The 18,441-nt window shown below is 68.9% G+C and carries 15 protein-coding genes; 8 read left to right on the forward strand and 7 right to left on the reverse strand.

Annotation, left to right across the window (positions count from 1 at the left end):
• Window positions 1–307 precede the first annotated feature (307 nt).
• From BM362_RS07715 to BM362_RS07725, 3 genes are all read left to right on the forward strand, one after another.
• Window positions 308–2,857 (forward strand): ATP-dependent Clp protease ATP-binding subunit, encoded by a 2,550-nt coding sequence (locus BM362_RS07715; protein ID WP_067576878.1) that lies wholly within the window; start codon window positions 308–310, stop codon window positions 2,855–2,857.
• Between the two features lie 162 nt (window positions 2,858–3,019).
• Window positions 3,020–3,907, forward strand: coding sequence for a protein kinase family protein (locus BM362_RS07720; protein WP_244287061.1), 888 nt, complete (start codon window positions 3,020–3,022; stop codon window positions 3,905–3,907).
• 287 nt (window positions 3,908–4,194) lie between these two features.
• Window positions 4,195–5,967: an Hsp70 family protein gene (locus BM362_RS07725; RefSeq protein WP_093572565.1), complete on the forward strand. Its 1,773-nt coding sequence runs from the start codon at window positions 4,195–4,197 to the stop codon at window positions 5,965–5,967.
• 3 nt (window positions 5,968–5,970) lie between these two features.
• On the opposite strand, the gene pcp is transcribed toward BM362_RS07725, so the two are convergent.
• A complete protein-coding gene (gene pcp / locus BM362_RS07730; RefSeq protein WP_067576872.1) occupies window positions 5,971–6,576 on the reverse strand; it encodes a pyroglutamyl-peptidase I in 606 nt (201 codons plus the stop codon).
• Window positions 6,573–8,021: a M1 family metallopeptidase gene (locus BM362_RS07735; protein ID WP_093572566.1), complete on the reverse strand. Its 1,449-nt coding sequence runs from the start codon at window positions 8,019–8,021 to the stop codon at window positions 6,573–6,575. The genes pcp and BM362_RS07735 overlap by 4 nt, the downstream gene beginning before the upstream one ends.
• 146 nt (window positions 8,022–8,167) lie before the next feature.
• Between BM362_RS07735 and BM362_RS07740 the strand changes: the two genes are divergently transcribed.
• Window positions 8,168–11,338, forward strand: coding sequence for an AfsR/SARP family transcriptional regulator (locus tag BM362_RS07740; protein ID WP_093572567.1), 3,171 nt, complete (start codon window positions 8,168–8,170; stop codon window positions 11,336–11,338).
• A 164-nt stretch (window positions 11,339–11,502) separates the two neighbouring features.
• The gene (locus BM362_RS07745) at window positions 11,503–12,522 is read left to right on the forward strand and encodes an amidohydrolase family protein (RefSeq protein ID WP_067576866.1); all 1,020 of its coding nucleotides are present in this window, start codon (window positions 11,503–11,505) and stop codon (window positions 12,520–12,522) included.
• Here BM362_RS07745 and BM362_RS48745 read toward each other — a convergent pair.
• Window positions 12,511–12,732: an SRPBCC family protein gene (locus tag BM362_RS48745; protein WP_244287062.1), complete on the reverse strand. Its 222-nt coding sequence runs from the start codon at window positions 12,730–12,732 to the stop codon at window positions 12,511–12,513. The genes BM362_RS07745 and BM362_RS48745 overlap by 12 nt on opposite strands.
• Before the next feature lie 259 nt (window positions 12,733–12,991).
• On the opposite strand from BM362_RS48745, the gene BM362_RS07755 reads away from it, so the two are divergent.
• Window positions 12,992–13,639 (forward strand): helix-turn-helix domain-containing protein, encoded by a 648-nt coding sequence (locus BM362_RS07755; RefSeq protein ID WP_244287063.1) that lies wholly within the window; start codon window positions 12,992–12,994, stop codon window positions 13,637–13,639.
• Between the two features lie 233 nt (window positions 13,640–13,872).
• Here the strand turns inward: BM362_RS07755 and BM362_RS07760 are convergent, their stop codons facing one another.
• A complete protein-coding gene (locus tag BM362_RS07760; RefSeq protein WP_067576862.1) occupies window positions 13,873–14,679 on the reverse strand; it encodes an ABC transporter permease in 807 nt (268 codons plus the stop codon).
• Complete coding sequence (locus BM362_RS07765) at window positions 14,676–15,653, reverse strand: ATP-binding cassette domain-containing protein (RefSeq protein ID WP_067576860.1); 978 nt, start codon at window positions 15,651–15,653, stop codon at window positions 14,676–14,678. The genes BM362_RS07760 and BM362_RS07765 overlap by 4 nt, the downstream gene beginning before the upstream one ends.
• Window positions 15,654–15,761: 108 nt before the next feature.
• On the opposite strand from BM362_RS07765, the gene BM362_RS07770 reads away from it, so the two are divergent.
• On the forward strand, window positions 15,762–16,715 hold the full coding sequence (locus BM362_RS07770) for an endonuclease/exonuclease/phosphatase family protein (RefSeq protein WP_067576858.1): 954 nt from the start codon (window positions 15,762–15,764) through the stop codon (window positions 16,713–16,715).
• Window positions 16,712–17,146, forward strand: coding sequence for a GNAT family N-acetyltransferase (locus BM362_RS07775; protein WP_093572568.1), 435 nt, complete (start codon window positions 16,712–16,714; stop codon window positions 17,144–17,146). Before BM362_RS07770 ends, BM362_RS07775 begins: the two co-directional genes overlap by 4 nt.
• Here BM362_RS07775 and BM362_RS07780 read toward each other — a convergent pair.
• Together BM362_RS07780 and BM362_RS07785 are read right to left on the reverse strand one after the other, a co-directional pair.
• Window positions 17,133–17,936 carry an SIR2 family NAD-dependent protein deacylase gene (locus BM362_RS07780; RefSeq protein ID WP_067576854.1) on the reverse strand — a complete coding sequence of 268 codons (804 nt, stop codon included), beginning with the start codon at window positions 17,934–17,936 and terminating at the stop codon, window positions 17,133–17,135. The genes BM362_RS07775 and BM362_RS07780 overlap by 14 nt on opposite strands.
• Window positions 17,929–18,237: an antibiotic biosynthesis monooxygenase family protein gene (locus tag BM362_RS07785; RefSeq protein WP_067576852.1), complete on the reverse strand. Its 309-nt coding sequence runs from the start codon at window positions 18,235–18,237 to the stop codon at window positions 17,929–17,931. The genes BM362_RS07780 and BM362_RS07785 overlap by 8 nt, the downstream gene beginning before the upstream one ends.
• Window positions 18,238–18,441: the final 204 nt, after the last annotated feature.

An 18,441-nucleotide genomic window follows, 5' to 3' on the forward strand; every position in this document is an offset into this window, starting at 1 on the left:
TGCGCCAATCGGGTGGCCAAGGGGTGGGACCACCCGGACGCGCGGGGTGTTCGCGCTGAGCGGACAGGGGTGCCGGGGCGGAATCCTGATCCGGTCCCGTACGTTCGAGAGGGAGTAAAGGTGCAGCGCAACCGGATGAAGAGCGGTGACCGACCGGGTCGCCGTCCGGGTGCGAACGGGCCGCCGGAAGCCGTAGTGGTACGCAAGCGCGACCGCTTGGCTACTAGAGTGGTCTCACGGTGCTGTCCGCCGCGGACGCGATCCGCGGAGGTTACGGGCCGCCGACGCAGCAGTCGAGGGAGTGCGCATGTTTGAGAGGTTCACCGACCGCGCGAGGCGGGTGGTCGTCCTGGCCCAAGAAGAGGCCCGGATGCTCAACCACAACTACATCGGCACCGAGCACATCCTCCTGGGTCTGATCCACGAGGGTGAGGGTGTCGCCGCCAAGGCGCTGGAGTCGCTGGGCATCGCCCTCGAGGGCGTGCGCCAGCAGGTCGAGGAGATCATCGGCCAGGGCCAGCAGGCGCCGAGCGGGCACATCCCGTTCACGCCGCGGGCGAAGAAGGTGCTGGAGCTGTCGCTGCGCGAAGCGCTGCAGCTCGGCCACAACTACATCGGCACGGAGCACATCCTGCTCGGCCTGATCCGCGAGGGCGAGGGCGTCGCCGCCCAGGTGCTCGTGAAGCTGGGCGCGGACCTCAACCGGGTCCGTCAGCAGGTGCTGCAGCTCCTGTCGGGCTACCAGACCGGCGAGAAGTCCGCCGAGAGCGGCTCCGGCCGCGGCGAGGGCACGCCGTCCTCCTCGCTGGTGCTCGACCAGTTCGGCCGCAACATGACCGTGCTCGCCCGCGAGGGCAAGCTCGACCCGGTCATCGGGCGCGGCAAGGAGATCGAGCGGGTCATGCAGGTGCTGTCCCGCCGGACCAAGAACAACCCGGTGCTCATCGGCGAGCCGGGCGTCGGCAAGACCGCCGTCGTCGAGGGGCTGGCGCAGAGCATCGTCAAGGGCGAGGTGCCCGAGACGCTCAAGGACAAGCAGCTCTACACCCTCGACCTCGGCTCGCTGGTCGCCGGTTCGCGCTACCGCGGCGACTTCGAAGAGCGCCTGAAGAAGGTGCTCAAGGAGATCAAGACCCGCGGCGACATCATCCTGTTCATCGACGAGCTGCACACGCTCGTCGGGGCGGGCGCGGCCGAGGGCGCGATCGACGCGGCGTCGATCCTGAAGCCGATGCTGGCCCGCGGCGAGCTGCAGACGATCGGCGCGACCACGCTCGAGGAGTACCGCAAGTACATCGAGAAGGACGCCGCGCTGGAACGCCGCTTCCAGCCGATCCAGGTGGGCGAGCCGTCGCTTGAGCACACGATCGAGATCCTGAAGGGCCTGCGCGACCGGTACGAGGCGCACCACCGCGTGTCGATCACCGATTCGGCGCTGGTCGCGGCCGCGACGCTGGCCGACCGCTACATCAACGACCGGTTCCTGCCGGACAAGGCGATCGACCTGATCGACGAGGCCGGGGCCCGGATGCGCATCCGCCGGATGACCGCGCCGCCGGACCTGCGCGAGTTCGACGAGAAGATCGCCGACGTGCGCCGGGACAAGGAGTCCGCGATCGACGCGCAGGACTTCGAGCGGGCCGCGCGCCTTCGCGACGAGGAGAAGCAGCTCCTCGGCCAGAAGGGCGAGCGGGAGAAGCAGTGGAAGGACGGCGACCTCGACGTCGTCGCCGAGGTGGACGACGAGCAGATCGCGGAGGTGCTGGCCAACTGGACCGGCATCCCGGTGTTCAAGCTCACCGAGGAGGAGACCACCCGGCTGCTGCGCATGGAGGACGAGCTCCACAAGCGCATCATCGGCCAGGAGGACGCGGTCAAGGCCGTGTCCCAGGCGATCCGCCGTACGCGTGCGGGTCTGAAGGACCCGAAGCGCCCGTCCGGTTCGTTCATCTTCGCCGGCCCGTCCGGTGTCGGTAAGACCGAGCTGTCGAAGGCGCTGGCGGCGTTCCTGTTCGGCGAGGACGACGCGCTCATCCAGATCGACATGGGCGAGTTCCACGACCGCTACACCGCTTCGCGGCTCTTCGGCGCCCCTCCGGGCTACGTCGGCTACGAAGAGGGCGGGCAGCTGACCGAGAAGGTGCGGCGCAAGCCGTTCTCGGTGGTGCTTTTCGACGAGATCGAGAAGGCGCACCAGGAGATCTACAACACGCTCCTGCAGGTGCTCGAAGACGGCCGGCTCACCGACGGCCAGGGCCGCACGGTCGACTTCAAGAACACCGTGCTGATCTTCACCTCGAACCTGGGCACCTCGGACATTTCGAAGTCCGTGAGCCTCGGCTTCTCCTCCGGAGCGGATTCGACGAACCGCTACGAGAAGATGAAGCAGAAGGTCAACGAGGAAATGAAGAAGCATTTCCGCCCGGAGTTCCTGAACCGGATCGACGACATCATCGTCTTCCACCAGCTCAACCAGGAACAGATCATCCAGATGGTGGATCTGATGATCGGCCGGGTCGAGACGCAGCTCAAGGCCAAGGACATGGAGATCGAGCTCACCGAAAAGGCGAAGGCGCTGCTGGCCAAGCGCGGCTTCGACCCGGTGCTCGGCGCCCGGCCGCTGCGTCGCACGATCCAGCGCGAGATCGAGGACCAGCTGTCGGAGAAGATCCTCTTCGGCGAGGTCGAAGCGGGTCAGATCATCGTGGTCGACGTCGACGGCTGGAGCGGCAACACCGAGGACCGCGACGACGAGGCGCACTTCACCTTCCGCGGGGAGAAGCGTCCGTCTTCGGTTCCGGACGCTCCGCCGGTGAGCATCGGCGCCGCCGAGAACGGCGAAGCCGAGAACGAGTGAGCTAAGAAAAGAAAAAGGGCGGCTCCCAGGTTTGGGGGCCGCCCTTTTCTCTATTGTCGGGTTATGGGGTCTTCGAGAATCTCGCGCCACGCCACGGCGAGCATCGCGCTTTCGCTGCTGAGCGACCGTCAGCTCATTGAGCGGCTGGAATCCGCCGACGTGGTGTCCGAGGGCATCGGCGGCACCGGTGCCCGGCTGGACGTCGACGGGGTTCTGGTCTTCGCGAAGCGGGTGCCGCTCACCGCGCTGGAGCGGCAGCACCCGCATTCCACGGCCAATCTCTATGGCCTGCCTGCCTTTTGCCATTACGGCCTGGGTTCGCCGGAGGGCTCGGCGTGGCGGGAACTGGCGCTGCACATCATGGCGAACGGCTGGGTTCTCAGCGGTGCGTGCGAGAACTTCCCTCTGCTGCACCACTGGCGGATCCTGCCAGTCCCCTCGGGCCGGGTGCCAGACCGCCCGTTGGAAGAGGACGTCGAGTACTGGGGAGGTTCCGCTGCGGTCCGCAGGCGGCTCACGGAATTGCGGGACGCGTCGTCGAGCGTTGTTTTGTTCTGCGAGTATTTTCCGGCCAATGTGCACCGGTGGCTGCCTGGCAATCTGGATCAGGTTGAGCGCCTTGCGTCGCAGGTTGCCGACACGCTTTCGTTTCTTCGTGCGCAGGAAGTTCTGCACTTCGACAACCACTTCGAGAACTTCCTGACCGACGGCGACCGGTTCGTGCTGACTGATTTCGGCCTGTCGTTCGCACGCCGGTTCGATCTGACTGCGGAGGAGCAAGCGTTCGCGGAGCTGAATGCGGGGCATGACCGGGCCTATGGGTCGATGTATCTGGTGAACTGGCTGGTGACCGAGGTGTGCGGGACCTGGGACCGCGAAAGCCGCCTGGCCGCGGTTCGTCGCGCGGCTGCCGGGGAGCTTGAGCTGCCCTCGCCGATCGCTGAGGTGGTGGCTCGCCATGCTGCGGTGGCGGTGGAGATGAACGATTTTTACGGGCGGCTTTTGGCGGACCGGGAGGCTCCTTTTCCGGCGGAGGTTTTCACCGGGTAGCGCGCGACCAGCTCAGGCCGCCCCAGTTCGCGGATCTCGCCGCCGAGTTCGGTGCCGTCGAGCGTGACCTGGCCGCCCGCTTCGGCGATCAGTTCCGCAGCGGCGTGTGCCTCTTGCTGCGCGCGGGGGTCGCGAACAACGAGTCTCGCGCATCGGTGGTCGGCGTCATGGTCTCTTGACGTGCTCAAGTGCGCCTCAGCGGCACTTCTGTTGGCAACCAGGTTTCAGTTGTATCTGTCACCTGCGCCCGTGAGACGATGCGGCGGGGTTTTGGGGAGGGGAACTGCGTGGACGTCCTGTCGATCGACTTCGGTACTTCCAGCACGGTCGGCGTCTTGGCGGCCTTCGGGCGCGGGCCGCGGGCTATCGAGGTCGACGGGTCGGTCACCATGTCTTCCGCGGTGTACGCGGAGGAGGACGGGCGGCTCGTCGTCGGGCAGGACGCGGAGCGGCGGGCTCGGCTGGATCCCAGCCGGTTCGAGCCTAATCCCAAGCGGCGGATCGACGAGGGCGAGCTGTTGCTCGGCGATCGGGCGGTGCCGGTCGTCGACGCCTTCGCTGCTGTGTTGCGGCGGATGGGCGAGGAGGCCGAGCGGCAGCTTTCCGGGGTTCCGGACGAGGTGCGGTTGTCTCATCCGGCCGGATGGGGTGCACAGCGGCAGCGGACGCTCCGGGCGGCGGCGGGCAAGGCCGGGTTCAGCCAGGCGCGGTTGGTGCCGGAGCCGGTCGCGGCGGCGGCGCATTACGCGACCCTGCGCGAAACGGGCGCGCCCAGCGGGCCGATCGCGGTGTACGACCTCGGTGCGGGCACGGTTGACTGTGCGGTCGTCGGCGCGGGTACCGCGGTTCTGGCGGAGGACGGGTTGCCCGATCTCGGCAGCCTGGACATCGACCAAGCCCTGCTGGTCCATATTGGACGGTCGGTGTCGCACGCGGATCCGGCACAGTGGCAACGGCTTCTCCGCCCGCAGACGACCAGTGACCGGCGGTTGCGGCGGGTACTGCTCCAAGACGTCCGTGACGCCAAGGAAAGTCTTTCCCGGCACGCGCGCACTGAGGTGCCGATGCCGGATCCGTTCGGCGACGTTCTGCTCACCCGCGCCGAGCTGGAGGCGTTGGTCCGGCCGAATCTGTTGCGCAGTGCGGAAATGCTCGCCGCGACGATCTCGCGGGCCGGGCTTGCGCCGGATCGGCTCGGCGGCGTGTATCTGGTCGGCGGGCCCAGCCGGATGCCGTTGCTGGCCGCACTGGTCGGGTCGACGCTCGGCGTGGTCCCGACTACCGAGGACCAGCCGGAGACGGCGGTCGCGTTCGGCTTGCATCATGTGGACGTGCGTCCGGCAGCAGCAACGCCAATGCCAGCACCGGCGTCCTGGCCACCTGTCCAGCAACAGCCCAGCCCAGCCCAGCAGCAACCTGGTCTGAACCAGCGACCGCCAGCACCAATGCCTCCGCCGGGCTGGCCGCAGCAGCAAACGAAGAAGTCCCGCAGACCGTTCGTCATCGGCGCGATCGCCCTGACCGCGCTCGTCATTGCCGGAATCGTGACCGCCGTCCTCGGCACTCGCGGCGACGACAAACCCGCGGCGAATCAACCAGCCACCCCGCCGAACACTTGCGCTGGCTCACCCCCAGCGCTCCCCGGCGAAAACGGCCTCACGAAGTGCATCCGTCGCCTGGCCGGTCCGACCATCCAAACCCGTGCCACCTGCTCCGACGACCCGGAGTTGGCGAAAGCCCTGGGCGCGGTACGCAGCGCGCTGTGCCGCTTCCCGGACAAGACCACCGTCGCGTTCCACGAAGGACTCACCCTCGCCCAGGTCGAGCCCGGGGCGCGCAAGGACATGGCCGGCCGCGTCGAGACCGACACTTGGCGCACCCGCATCGGGCTGGCCGGCCGTTATGTCGCCGGGGTCGGGCCGAAGCTCGGGCTGCTGATCTACCAGGCCGACGGCATCCCCGTGGTCGGCACGGTGATGGACACCAGTCCGTCGCACACGAGCCGGCGGCCGCGGGATCTGGTGCAGTTCTTCGAGCAGACTGTCCAGCCTGGCGAATAGGGCTCAGTGCAGGGTGCCTGCCGAAGTGGCCACGTCCTCGTGCACGGTCAGCGCGGTGTCCGCCACGATGTCGAGCGCTCGCGCGATCGAGTCCAGCGGCATCCGCGCTTCCTCCGGCACATGCACGAAACCGCCGCGCAGTCCGGGGAACTCTGTCGCGATCAGGTGCATCAGGCCGTAGAAGACCTGATTGCACACGTACGTCCCGGCGGTGTACGACACGGCCGCGGGCAGACCCGCCGACTCGATCGCCGCGACCGCCGCTTTCACCGGCAGCGTGGTGAAGTACGCGGACGGCCCGCCCTCGACCACCGGCACGTCGACCGGCTGTGCACCGGCGTTGTCCGGGATCCGGGCGTCGATCAGGTTGATCGCCACTCGCTCCGGTGTGACGTGCTCGCGTCCGCCGGCCAGCCCGGCGCACACGACCACCGCCGGCCGGTGCGCCAGGATCGCGGCCCGCAGCGCCGGCAGCGACGCGTCGAACTCGCACGGCAGCTCTACCGCCACCGTGTCCGTCCGCCGCACCGCTGCCAGCGAAGCTGCCTGCCAAGAGGGGTTCGCCGCCGCTCCGTCGAAGGGCGCGAACCCCGTCAGCAGAACCGTCATCCGGCGGCCGGCTTCAGCTCGCCCGGGTAGAGGTACTCGTCGGACGGCTTGCCGTTGCCGTAGATCCACGCGTCGAAGAAGCCCTGCAAGTCCATGCCGGACACCTTCTCACAGTACTTCTGGAACTCCTGCATGTTCGCGTTTCCGTCGTGGTGCAGGGTGTTCCAGGTCTTGAGCACCTTGTCGAAGGCGCTCTGTCCCATGTACTTGCTGAGCGCGTGCAGCATGACCGGGCCCTTGGAGTACACGTAGGTGAACTCGTGGCCGGGGCCCATGTCGTACAGCTTGCCCGCCCAGAACGAATCGCTGGCCGACGCGACCTGGTTGAGATAGGTGGCGTCGAGGTCTTCGCCGTCCTTCGCCTGCGCCCACAGCCAGGTCGCGTAGGAGGCGAAGCATTCGTTGAGGCAGACGTCCTTCCAGTGGTCGACGGCCACGGTGTCGCCGTACCACTGGTGCGCGTTCTCGTGCACGATCGTGTCGATGTTGCCCGCGCGGCCGGAGTAGATCGGCCTGCTCATCGTCTCAAGCGAGAACCCGATCGGCTCGGTCAGGTAGATGCCGCCCGCGGCGTCCACCGGATACTTGCCGAACTTCGATTCGAGGAAGTCGAGGACCTCCGGCAGTCGCGCGTCGGCCTGCTTCGTGGCGTCGGTGGTGCCCGGCGCGTACGCGCTGACGATCGGGGTGCCGTCCGTGCGCTTGCGCTTGTTGAAGGTCCACTTGTCGATCGCGACCGTGGTCATGTACGACGCGGTCGGGGTGTCCTCGGCCCAGACGTGCGTGGTGCCCGTACGCGTCCGGTACTTGCCGACCTCGCGGCCGTTGGCGATCACGCCCCACTCGCTCGGGACGGTGATCGACAGCCGGAACTTCGCCTTGTTGCGCGGGGTGTCGTTGACCGGGTACCAGGTGGTGGCCGACTTCGGCTCGCCCGCCGCGAACGCGCCGCCGGACTTGGTGAACTGCCAGCCGTTCTTGCCGAGGTTCGGGTCGTCGATCGCGACCGGGACGCCGTGGTAGGTGACCTCCGTGGTGAACAGAAGGCCCTTCCGCAGCGGTGACCTCGGCGTGATCACGAGTTCGTGGTCGCCGGTGCGGGTGAACTTCGCGGGCACGCCGTTGACCCGGACCGCGTCGACGGTGAGGCCCCGGAGGTCGAGATCGAACGAGCTGAGCGACTGGGTCGCCTTCGCGTGGACCGTCTGGACGCCGGCGAGCTGGTGGGTGCCGGGAGCGTAGTTGATCCTGAGGTCGTAGTCGGAGACTTCGTACCCGCCGTTGCCGTCTTGCGGGTAGTAGCTGTCTCCGGCGCCGTCCGAACCGGGCGTTGGCTTGTCCCAGCCGCCCGGTCCGGCCGACGCGATCCCAGTGCCGAGCGTCAATGCGGTGAGGGTGGCTGCGACGGTCACTGCCGGGCGACGCCAGCGGTGCAGTGCTCTCATGGGCGCTCCTGTGTCTGCGGGTGAATCCTCCGCAACGTAGCGCCGGGAAGGCGGGCAGTAACCGCTTTGGCGGCAGTTTGTCCCGAAAGTCCACACTTACGTCGGGCCCCGACACGAGCTGGACCTTGTCTGGAAAGCTGGACCTCATGCGCGTCGCGCTGCTTGGCCCGCTGCGAGCGGAGGGGGAGGACGGCACGCCGATCGATATCGGCGGAGCCCGCCTCCGTATGCTCCTTTCCCGGCTCGCGCTCGACGCCGGTCGTGCGGTCCCCGCCGAGGCGCTGATCGACGGTCTGTGGGGCGCTGAGCCCCCGGCTGACGCGGCCAACGCACTCCAGTCGCTCGTCTCGCGGCTGCGTCGCGTGCTGCGGCCCGCGGGAGCCGAGCTAGAGTCGGTCAACGGCGGTTACCGGCTCGCGGTGCCGCCGGAAGCGGTGGATCTGCACCGGTTCGAGCAGCTGTCCGCCGAGGGGCGTCGCGAACTTGCCGCTGGCCGGGACGGCACTGCCGCCGAATCGCTTGCTGCCGCGCTGGCGTTGTGGCGCGGATCGGCGCTCGCGGACGTGCTGGACGCGCCGTTCGCCGCCGCGCCCGCGACGCTGCTGGAGGAGCGGCGCACGGAGACCGCTGAGGACTGGTTCGAAGCCGAGCTGCGGCTGGGGCGGCATGCGGACGTGCTCGCGGAACTCACCGCGACCGCGCAGGCGCATCCGCTGCGGGAACGGTTGGCTGGCTTGCGAATCCGTGCGCTTTCCGCTGCCGGGAGGCAGGCCGACGCGCTCGCCGCGTACTCCGCGATCCGAACGACGCTGGCCGACGAATTGGGCGTTGACCCGTCGGCGGAGCTGCAGGAAGTGCATCTGCGTGCCCTGCGCGGCGAGTACACGCCGGTCGCGGCGGTGGTCGACCGGTTGCCGCAGCGGCTGACCAGCTTCATCGGCCGTACCGACGAGCTGAAGCTGCTAGCCGAGCTGCTCGAAGGATCCCGGCTGGTCACGCTCGTCGGCCCAGGCGGGGCTGGCAAGACGCGGCTCGCGACGGAAGCGGCTTCACGGCATCCGGCGCACTCGCGCGGCCTGGTGTGGTTCGTGCCGCTGGCCGGTGTGCGGGATGCCGAGGACGTGTTGGCCGCGCTGCTGAACGCGTTGGAGGTTCGCGACCTCCGGACGACGGAGACCGACGCGCGGCGTCGGCAGGTCGATCCGTTCGAGCACGCGGTGGAGGCACTCGGGGGCACGGAAGCGTTGCTGGTGCTGGACAACTGCGAACACCTCGTGGACACCGCCGCGGAGCTGGCCGAGAATTTGCTGCGCCGGCTGCCGGAGTTGCGCGTGCTCGCCACGAGCCGTGAGCCGTTGGCGATCACCGGGGAGGCGTTGTGCCCGCTCGGCCCGCTTCCGGTGCCGGACGAAGCCGCGCCGCCCTCGGACATCGGCACCCTCGATTCCGTCCGCTTGTTCCTGGACCGCGCGACGGCGGTACGGCCGGGGTTCCGGCTCGACGAGTCCACAGTGGACGCGGTACGGCAGATCTGCCAACGGCTCGACGGAATGCCGCTGGCGCTCGAACTGGCCGCCGCGCGGCTGCGGTCGATGACCGCCGAACAGATCGCCGAACGCCTCGACGACCGGTTCCGCTTGCTCACCTCCGGCAGCCGGACGGCGTTGCCGCGCCAGCGCACCCTGCGCGCGGTGGTGGAGTGGAGCTGGGATCTGCTCAGCGACGCGGAGGTCCGGCTCGCCCGCAGGCTCGCGGTGTTCGCGGCGAGTTTTTCCGAGGAGGCGGTGGAAAACGTCTGCGCGGACGAGGAACTGCCGGCGGAAGAGATCGTGTACGTCCTGGGTTCGCTGGTGGAGAAGTCCATTGTGGACGTAGTGGGCCTGCGCTACCGCCTGCTGGAGACCTTGCGCGCCTACGCGACCGAGCGGCTCGTCGAATCCGGCGAGCGGGAGCGGATGCGGACCGCGATGGTCGCCTATTACGCGGAACTGGCGTACCGCAACGAACCCTTGCTGCGCGGGCGGGGCCAGCTCCAGGCGATCGACGTCTACGAGCACGACAGCGACAACTTCACCTCCGCGCTGCGGGCGGCGATCGAATCCGGATCCGCGGAATCGGCGGCCCGGCTGCTGTTCGGATTGTTCTGGTATCTCAACATCGTCGGCCAGAACGAGCGGGCCGCGCTGTTCGTCGACGAGGTGCTGGAACTGGGCGTCCAGCTGCCGCCGGACGTGGCGGCGAGCCTGCGGTTGAGCCAGGTGCTGATGCTGGCCATGTCCGGTCCGCACGAGGAGTCGGACGTCCCCGAACTGGTCGAAGAATGCATAAGGACCGGTGCGGCGGAACGGAATCCGTGGTTGTGGGTGGGGCTGCCGATAGTGGCTTATCTCAACGGCGAACGCGAACTGGCGAAGCGCGAGATCCGCCGGGCCGTCGAACGGGACGACGTCTGGAGCCGCGCCGCCGGGCGCTGGGCGGAGAGCTTCGTCCTCGGCGACATGGGCGACCTCGAGGGTGCGGACCGGGCGCGAGAGCTCGCACACCAAGGCTTTGCCGAGGTCGGCGACCGCTGGGGCCTCGGCATGACGCATGGTTTCCGAGCCGCGGCGCTGTCGCAGTCCGGTGACCACGAGGCGGCGATCGCCGGATACACCGAGGGCCTGCGGCTGGTGATGGAGCTGCGCTCAAGGGACGACATCGTGCAGCAGTGGTGGCGGCTGGCGGTGGAGCGCTCGCGGGCTGGTGACCAAGAGGGTGCCTGGCGGGACATGGAAGCCGCGGAACGCTACGCGGCTTCCGGCGGCAACAACGGGTTGCGCCTCATCGTGTTGCTCGGCCGCGCTGAGTTGCTGATCCGCGAGCACAACGTCGCCGAGGCGCGCGAGGTGTTCCGGGAAATGAAGTCCGCGCGCGCGGACTGGCCGACGCCGGAAGGTTTCGAGGCGGAATGGCTCGGTGCCGTCGAAGCCGGGTTGCTGCTGGCCGAAGGCCGTCCAGACGATGCGGAACCCGCGGTGTTCGCGGTGATCGAACAGGCGGCCGGGCGGTTCGACATGCCGGATCTGGCGGGCGTGGTCGAGCTGCTGGCGCGGATCCGGTACCAGCAGGGACGGCTGGAGCCGTCCGCGCGGCTGCTGGCGCTGAGCGCGGTGGTGCGCGGCCGGTTCGATCTGGGGAGCCCGGAGGTCCGGGAGCTCATCGAGAACCTGACCGGGGAGCTGGGCGCGGAACGGTACGAGGCGCTCGTGGCCGAAACCTCGCAGCTGGACCGGGCGGAGGCGATCGAGGCCGTCCGGGCGGAACGTTCGGTTGAGTGAGGTTTTCTCAGCAGCGGTGGTGCGCGGCCTCGCTGCCGGACCGCGAATCCGCCGCACACCGCGCAACCTAGCTGGCTGTTATCGACGATAACTAAATCCTGCTTCCGCTGATGTTTCCGGTGATACGCTCCATTGGGTATCACTGGAAACACGGAGGAGCTGTCATGCGTATCGTCGCCCTGGAAGAACACGTGGTCCTGCCCGTCCTGCGCGCGGCGTGGGCGAAGGCGGGGCTCCAGCCGCACGGCTATCCCGACGACCACCCGGTCACCCGGCGCCTGCGCGATGTCGGCGACGGACGTCTCGCCGACATGGACGAACAGGGCATCGACGTCGCGGTGCTGTCCCTGCCGACCCCTGGCGTGCAGAACCTTCCGGCCGCTGACGCCGTGCCCGTCGCGCGCGAGGCCAATGACGCCCTCGCCGAGACAGTCGCCGCCAATCCGACGCGATTCCAGGCCTTCGCCACGCTCCCGACGTCCTCGCCCGAAGCCGCCGTCGAGGAACTGGAACGCGCGATCAGCCTGGGTTTCCGCGGCGCGATGCTGTACGGCCGCACCGGCGGCAAACTGGCCGACGCCCCGGAGTTCGACGACCTCTACGAAACCGCCGCACGACTTCGCGCCCCGCTGCACTTCCATCCCCAAGCCCCGGTGCGGGCGGTGCAGGACGCGTACTACTCGGGCTTGCCCAACGGCGTCGGCGCGGCACTGGCGACCGCCGGGCTCGGCTGGTACTACGACCTGGGCGTGCAATACCTGCGGATGATCTTCTCCGGCGTTTTCGACCGGCACCCCGGACTGCAGGTGATCGCCGGACACTGGGGCGAGGTGGTCTTGTTCTACCTGGACCACGTCGGCATCCTGCGAGAAATGGCCGGGCTTCGGCAGCCGCTGGCCGACTACTTCCGGCAGAACTTCTGGATCGCGGGCAGCGGGACGGTCAGCGAACGATATCTGCGCTGGACGGCGGAGGTCGTCGGGACCGAGCGGATGCTGTACTCGACCGACTATCCCTACACCTTCGGCACCCGGCCGGGCGGTTTTCCTTACCTGGACACAAGCGGTGGTGCCGCGCGGTCGTTTCTGGAGAACGCGCCCTTTACCGACGAAGAGAAGACCGCCATCGGATCGGGCAACTGGGAGCGGTTGACCGGCCATCTCACGGGAACCTCACCCGCGTGACCCCGGCGGCGGATCGCGGAGGTGATCGAGGGCCCGCTTGATCACCGCCATGCCGGCCGGCATCGTTTTGCTCATCGGCGCGGCCAGGTCGTCGGGGAGCACGTCGCGGGTCCACAACAGCCGGCACCGCTGTTCGCTGTCGGCCAGGACCTGCATGGAGGCGTTGTCGTGTTCGGGCCGGACGTCGCCGCCGACGACCGCGTAGACCACCCGGCGGGTGTCGTGGTCAACATCGACCCGCCGTTCCCGGCACCATCCGCCGGGGACCCGCGGCGAAGTCGCCGATCACCTCCCACACGTCGTCGGCGCTGGACTCGATCACTGTTTCTTCGCGGATGGACGCCATGTCTCCTGCTTCGTTTTTCGTGCTGTGCCGATGGGTGTACCGGCGCAGCAGTCTGTCCGGCACCGACCTGCGGGTCTTGAAGATTCTTGCCGGAACTGTCGGACCCGCCGCGTAGCCTCCGGGGTGCTTTCCTCCGTCGACCTCGCCACTCGCCCGGAGTTCGCAGTCGGGGCGGTGGACTGCCGAGACGATCACCGCGGCTGGTCGGCTGAGCCGCCGCGCGAGGACGTGCGGCTCGTGCTCGTGCGCTGCGGCGGGTTCCGTCGCCGGGCCCGCGGTGTTTGCGCGGACCTCGACCACGTCGGTTACCTCGGGATGTCCGGCGAAGAGGAGCACTTCGCCCATCCCGCTGGCGGCGACCGGTGCACCTCGATCACCCTGACCCCCGCGCTCTGGCGCACCGTGGCCGGCGACGCACCGCTGTTGGACCGCTCATCGCGGCACGCTCGACCTCGCCCATCGCCGGCTGCTCGCGCCGCGGACCCCGAGTACGCGGCGACCGAAGGGCTGCTCGGCCTGGTAGCCGTGGTGGTCCGGCAGGTCGTGGCCACAGTCGCCCCGGACGGCGGACGGGCAGGCGACCGGGCATTGACAGCTCAAGCCCGCGCCGCGATCGGCGACGATCATCCAGCCGCGGCCGGCCTGATTCCCCTCGCTGCCCTGCTGGGCTTCTCTCCTTACCGGCTCAGCCGCGCCTTCACCCGCGAGCTGGGAGTGTCGCTGACCCGGTACCGCAACCGTGCGCGTGCTGGACCGGCTGGAGGCAGGTGAACCCAGCTTGGCCATCCTTGCCGCCGACCTCCGGTTCGCCGATCAGGCCCACCTCTGCCGAACTGTGCGCACACCTCGGACACACCCCGACCGCACTGCTCGCCCGCTCATCGGCATCGAATCCGGCAACAAGGCGGGAAACTCAAGCGACAACAAGGTGAGTGTCTGTGCCCAGCTGTGGAACCCGGACACAGACACTCACCACAGCGCCCACACCCCCGTGCCGGACGCCCTCAGACCCGCTTGCGGTAGGCCCACGTCGCGAGCGGGAAGAACACCACGACCGCACCGGCCATCCACGCCAGTGCGCCCAGCAGGGAGCCGCCGTACGCGACGCCACCGTTGAGCAGGCCGCGCATCACGTCGGACATCAGGCTCACCGGGCTGATGTCCGCCCATGCCTTGAGCCAGCCCGGCATCGTGGCAGTCGGGAGGAACACGTTGCTGCCGAACGTCAGCGGCATGATGAAGACGAACATCAGGCCCTGCGCCGCGCCAGGGGATTTCATCAGCATCCCGACGAACACCGAACCCCAGCAGAAGCACAGGCCGAACGCGATCGCCAGCAGGACCGCGAGGACGAACTCCCCGGGACCGGTCTGCACCCGGAAGCCCATCACGGTCGCCACGATCAGCAGCACCGTCAGGCACACCACGTACCGCACGAGGTCCGCCAGCACCGCGCCCACCAAGGGCGCGGAACGGGCGATCGGCATGGCTCGGAAGCGGTCGAAGACGCCCTTCGTGATGTCGGTGTTGAGCGCCGTGCCGACGGTCAGCGAGGCCTGCAGGATGTTCATCACGATCAGGCCCGGCACGAGCGCCTGCAGATAGTTCTCGATCGAACCGCTCAGCGCGTTGCCGAACAGGTAGGTGAACATCAGCAGGAAGATGATCGGCATCAGCGTGACGTCGGCCAGCTGTTCCGGATTCTTGCGGATCTTCAGGATTCCCCGCCAGGCAAGCGAAAACGCGTGCTTCGCGCCCTGGACCGGGCTGATGTGCCGGGGCGGGGCCGCCACGGCGGTTGCGGTGGTCACGACCGGCTCCCTTCGAGTTCGCGCTCCGGCTTCGGCTCTTCGGCGCCATGCCCGGTCAGCGCGAGGAACACCTCGTCGAGGCTGGGCAGCCGCAGCGCCAGTTCGTCGGAGGTGATGCCCGCCGTGTCGAGCCGGCGCACCAGCGTGGACAGCAGCACCGGGTCGGACACCGGTGCGGTCAGCAGTCCGGTCGCGTCGTCGCGGACCGGGCGGACGCCGGTGAGTTCGGCCAGGATGCGGTCGACCTCGTCGAGGTCGCGCAGCGACGTCGGCCGCACCTGCAGCGTCTGCCCGCCGACCCGCCGCTTCAGCTCGTCGGCACGGCCGTCGGCGACCACGTGGCCGTGGTCGAACACGGTGATCCGGTCGGCCAGCTGGTCGGCCTCCTCCAGGTACTGCGTGGTGAGCAGCACGGTCGCGCCTTCGGCGACGAGGCTGCGGACCACCGTCCACACCTCGTTGCGCGCGTGCGGGTCGAGTCCGGTGGTCGGCTCGTCCAGGTACAGCACGGCGGGGCGGCCGACGAGGCTCGCCGCCAGGTCGAGCCTGCGCCGCATGCCGCCGGAATACGTCCGGATCGGCCGCTTGGCCGCGTCGGTCAGCTCGAACCGCTCCAGCAGTTCCGCCGCCCGCGCCCGCGCGTCGGCCCGGGACAGGTTCAGCAGCTTCCCGATCAGCACCAGGTTCTCGGTGCCGCTCAGGTCCTCGTCCACCGACGCGTACTGCCCGGTGAGCCCGATCAGCCCGCGTACCCGGACCGGGTCGCGGACCACGTCGTAACCCCCGACCGTGGCGTGTCCCGCGTCCGGTCTCAGCAGGGTCGCCAGGATGCGGACCGCGGTTGTCTTGCCCGCGCCGTTCGGCCCGAGCACCCCGACCACCTTCCCGAACGGGACCTCGAGGTCCACCCCGTCCAGCGCCTTCGTCTCCCCGAAATGCTTGACCAGGCCCTCGGCCTGGATCGCGTGCGACATGATGCCTCCTCCTGTGTCGCTCCAGCACACAGTGGACGGAGGCGCTGGCAAGCCGCGCACACGGCGCTGACACGGACCTGTCAGTGCCTGCCCGGCATACTCGGGATCATGGTGATGGCGGCGCGGACGCGGACCCGGCTGGTCACGGGCCTGCTCGTGCTGGTCGGACTGCCGCTGCTGGCGGTGGCTGTGCTGCGCACGATCGGCTGGGACGGCAGCAGCTGGTACCTGACCGCGCTGCTGGCGCTGACCCCGTACGTCGTCATCTACGGCGTGCTGCTCGCCGGGCTCGCGCTGGTGCTGCGGCGCTGGTGGGTCGGCGGTGTCGCGCTCGCGCTGTCCGCGCTGCTGGCGGTGTACGTCGCGCCGCGGGTGACGTCCGACGACCAGCCCGTGGCGCACGGCAAGACGGTGCGCGTGCTGGCAGCGAACCTTTACCTGGGCCAGGCCGATCCGGCGGCACTCGTGCGGCTGGTCCGGGAGCAGCGGATCGACGTGCTGAACCTGGTGGAGATGACGCCCGCCGCGATGTCCGGGCTGGAGAAAGCCGGGCTGTTCCAGACGCTGCCGTACCGGGTCATGCACCCGGCGTCCGGGGTGGACGGTTCCGGCATCGTGTCGCGCTATCCGCTCACCGAAGAGGACTACACCGGCGATTCGGCCCAGAAACAGCCCGGTGCGGCGGCCGATCTCGGCGGTGGGACGACGGTGGAGATCGTGGCCGCGCATCCGCGTTCGCCGGACTCCGGGTACTACCAGTGGGAGCGGGAGACGCGGGACCTGTCGCGCGCGATCGGCGAGCACGGCCTGCGTGTCGTGGCAGGCGATTTCAACGCGACTCTCGACCATGCCGCACTGCGGACGGTGCTGTCCCGCGGATACGTCGACGCGGCGGAGGCGCGCGGCGACGGTCTCGTCCCGACCTGGTCGACGTCGGCGGTTCCGCTCGTGCCGCTGGACCACGTGCTGGTGGACCGCCGGGTCGCGATCCGGGACTATCAAGTGTTCGATGTGCCCGGAAGCGATCACCGGGCGGTTTACGCGGAGGTGCAACTGCCATGACGACCTTGCGGCCGAGCCGCGGGGAAGCCGAGTACCCGCGGCTGCTGGAGATCTGGCGCAGTGCCGTCGAGGCGACGCACCATTTCCTGGCACCGGCGGACGTCGAGTACTACGCCACGCGCGTCCCGGTCTACTTCCCGCAAGTGGACGTGACCGTGGCGGAGGTCGACGGAATCCTGGCGGGTTTCTCCGGGATCGCCGAGGAAAAGCTGGAAATGCTGTTCGTGCACGACGATTTCCGCGGTCGCGGGGTCGGGTCGGCGTTGCTGCGTGCGGCGCTGGACCGGTTCCCGGGGCTCACTCTGGACGTGAACGAGCAGAACCCGAGGGCGGTCGGTTTCTATCTGCACCACGGGTTCGAGGTGGTCGGCAGGCAGGAAACCGATTCGGACGGTCGTCCGTTCCCGTTGCTGGAACTCACCCGAGCTTGACCAGCGTCTCCAGTGCGCCAGCGGGGATCGAAACCCCGCGACCGTGGCGGATCTGCGGTTCGCGCGGGTTGATCCGGACCAGCGCACCCGTCGCCGCGCTGGCGAGTTCGGAATACCGCCGGACGGTCGGAACCGCTTGTCCGGCACCGATTTCGACCACCACCGCGGCGCGGTGCGCGCGCCGCCAAGTCGCCAGCTCGTCCAGCTGTTGCTGACTGCGGTCGGAAACCCAGTCGAAATCCCCGAACATCAGGATGTTGGGCCGGGCCAGGCTGCCGCACCGCGGACACGACGGCAGCGGCGGCCGGGCGCGCATGGTCGCCTCGTCCAGCTCGACCGCGATGTCCTCGGCCGACCAGATCTCCCGCGAGCACCCGGCCAGGCACTGCAGGTGGTGGATCGACCCGTGTGCCTCGGCGACGTGCGGGAATCCCGCCGCCTGGAACTGTCCGTCCACATTGGACGTGAAGACCCGCACGCCGCCAGGTTTCGCGAGCCCGCATTCGAGCAGCAGCCCGAACCCGCGGTGCGGCACCGTCTTCCGGTACAGCTCGAGCCGGTGCCCGTAGAACCCCCAGGCCAGTTCCGGGTCCGAGGCGAAATGCTGCGGGTCGGCCAGCTCCTCGAACCGGAGCCCGAGCCCGGCGTACGGCGGATACGCCCGCCAAAAACCTTCCCCGCCACGGAAATCGGGCAGACCGGAGTCGACGCCCATCCCGGCACCGGCGCACACGAGCAGTGCGCCGGCGCCGCGGATCAGCTCGGCGGCGCGGGCGAGTTCGTCACTCACCCGGCTTCGATGCCTGCACGACCTCGAATTCCAGCAGGTTCGCACCGGTCGACACCGGGTTCTTGCGCTCGCCCGCGTGCGCCTCGCGCGCCGGACCGCCCGCCCAGGCCTGGTAGTGCTCCTCGGTTTCCCACTTCGTGTACACGAAGTAGCGCGTCTCGCCCGCGATCGGGCGGAGCAGCTCGAAGCCGAGGAACCCCTCCTGGTTGTCGACGGAGTGCAGCCGCGCGGCGAAGCGCTTCTCCAGCTCCGGGCCGGCGCCTTCGGGGACCTCGATTGCGTTGATCTTGACCACTGCCATGCCCCCAGCGTACTGACAGCTGGCCTGGTTTCGCGGTTCGTGCCACTCTGCTCACACGGGGGACGACGAGGTTTTTGGCACCGAATTGGCCCGCGACCTGCAGCTGTGTTTGATTGCGCCGCCGCGATCCCGCGTTTGGGCCCGGTAGGCACCGACTGGTTCGGCATTGCCGGCGGTCTGCGCGGGTACGAAGGGTCGCACCGG

It is taken from the genome of Amycolatopsis rubida (assembly GCF_900115345.1).
In the GTDB taxonomy this organism is placed as follows: domain Bacteria; phylum Actinomycetota; class Actinomycetes; order Mycobacteriales; family Pseudonocardiaceae; genus Amycolatopsis; species Amycolatopsis rubida.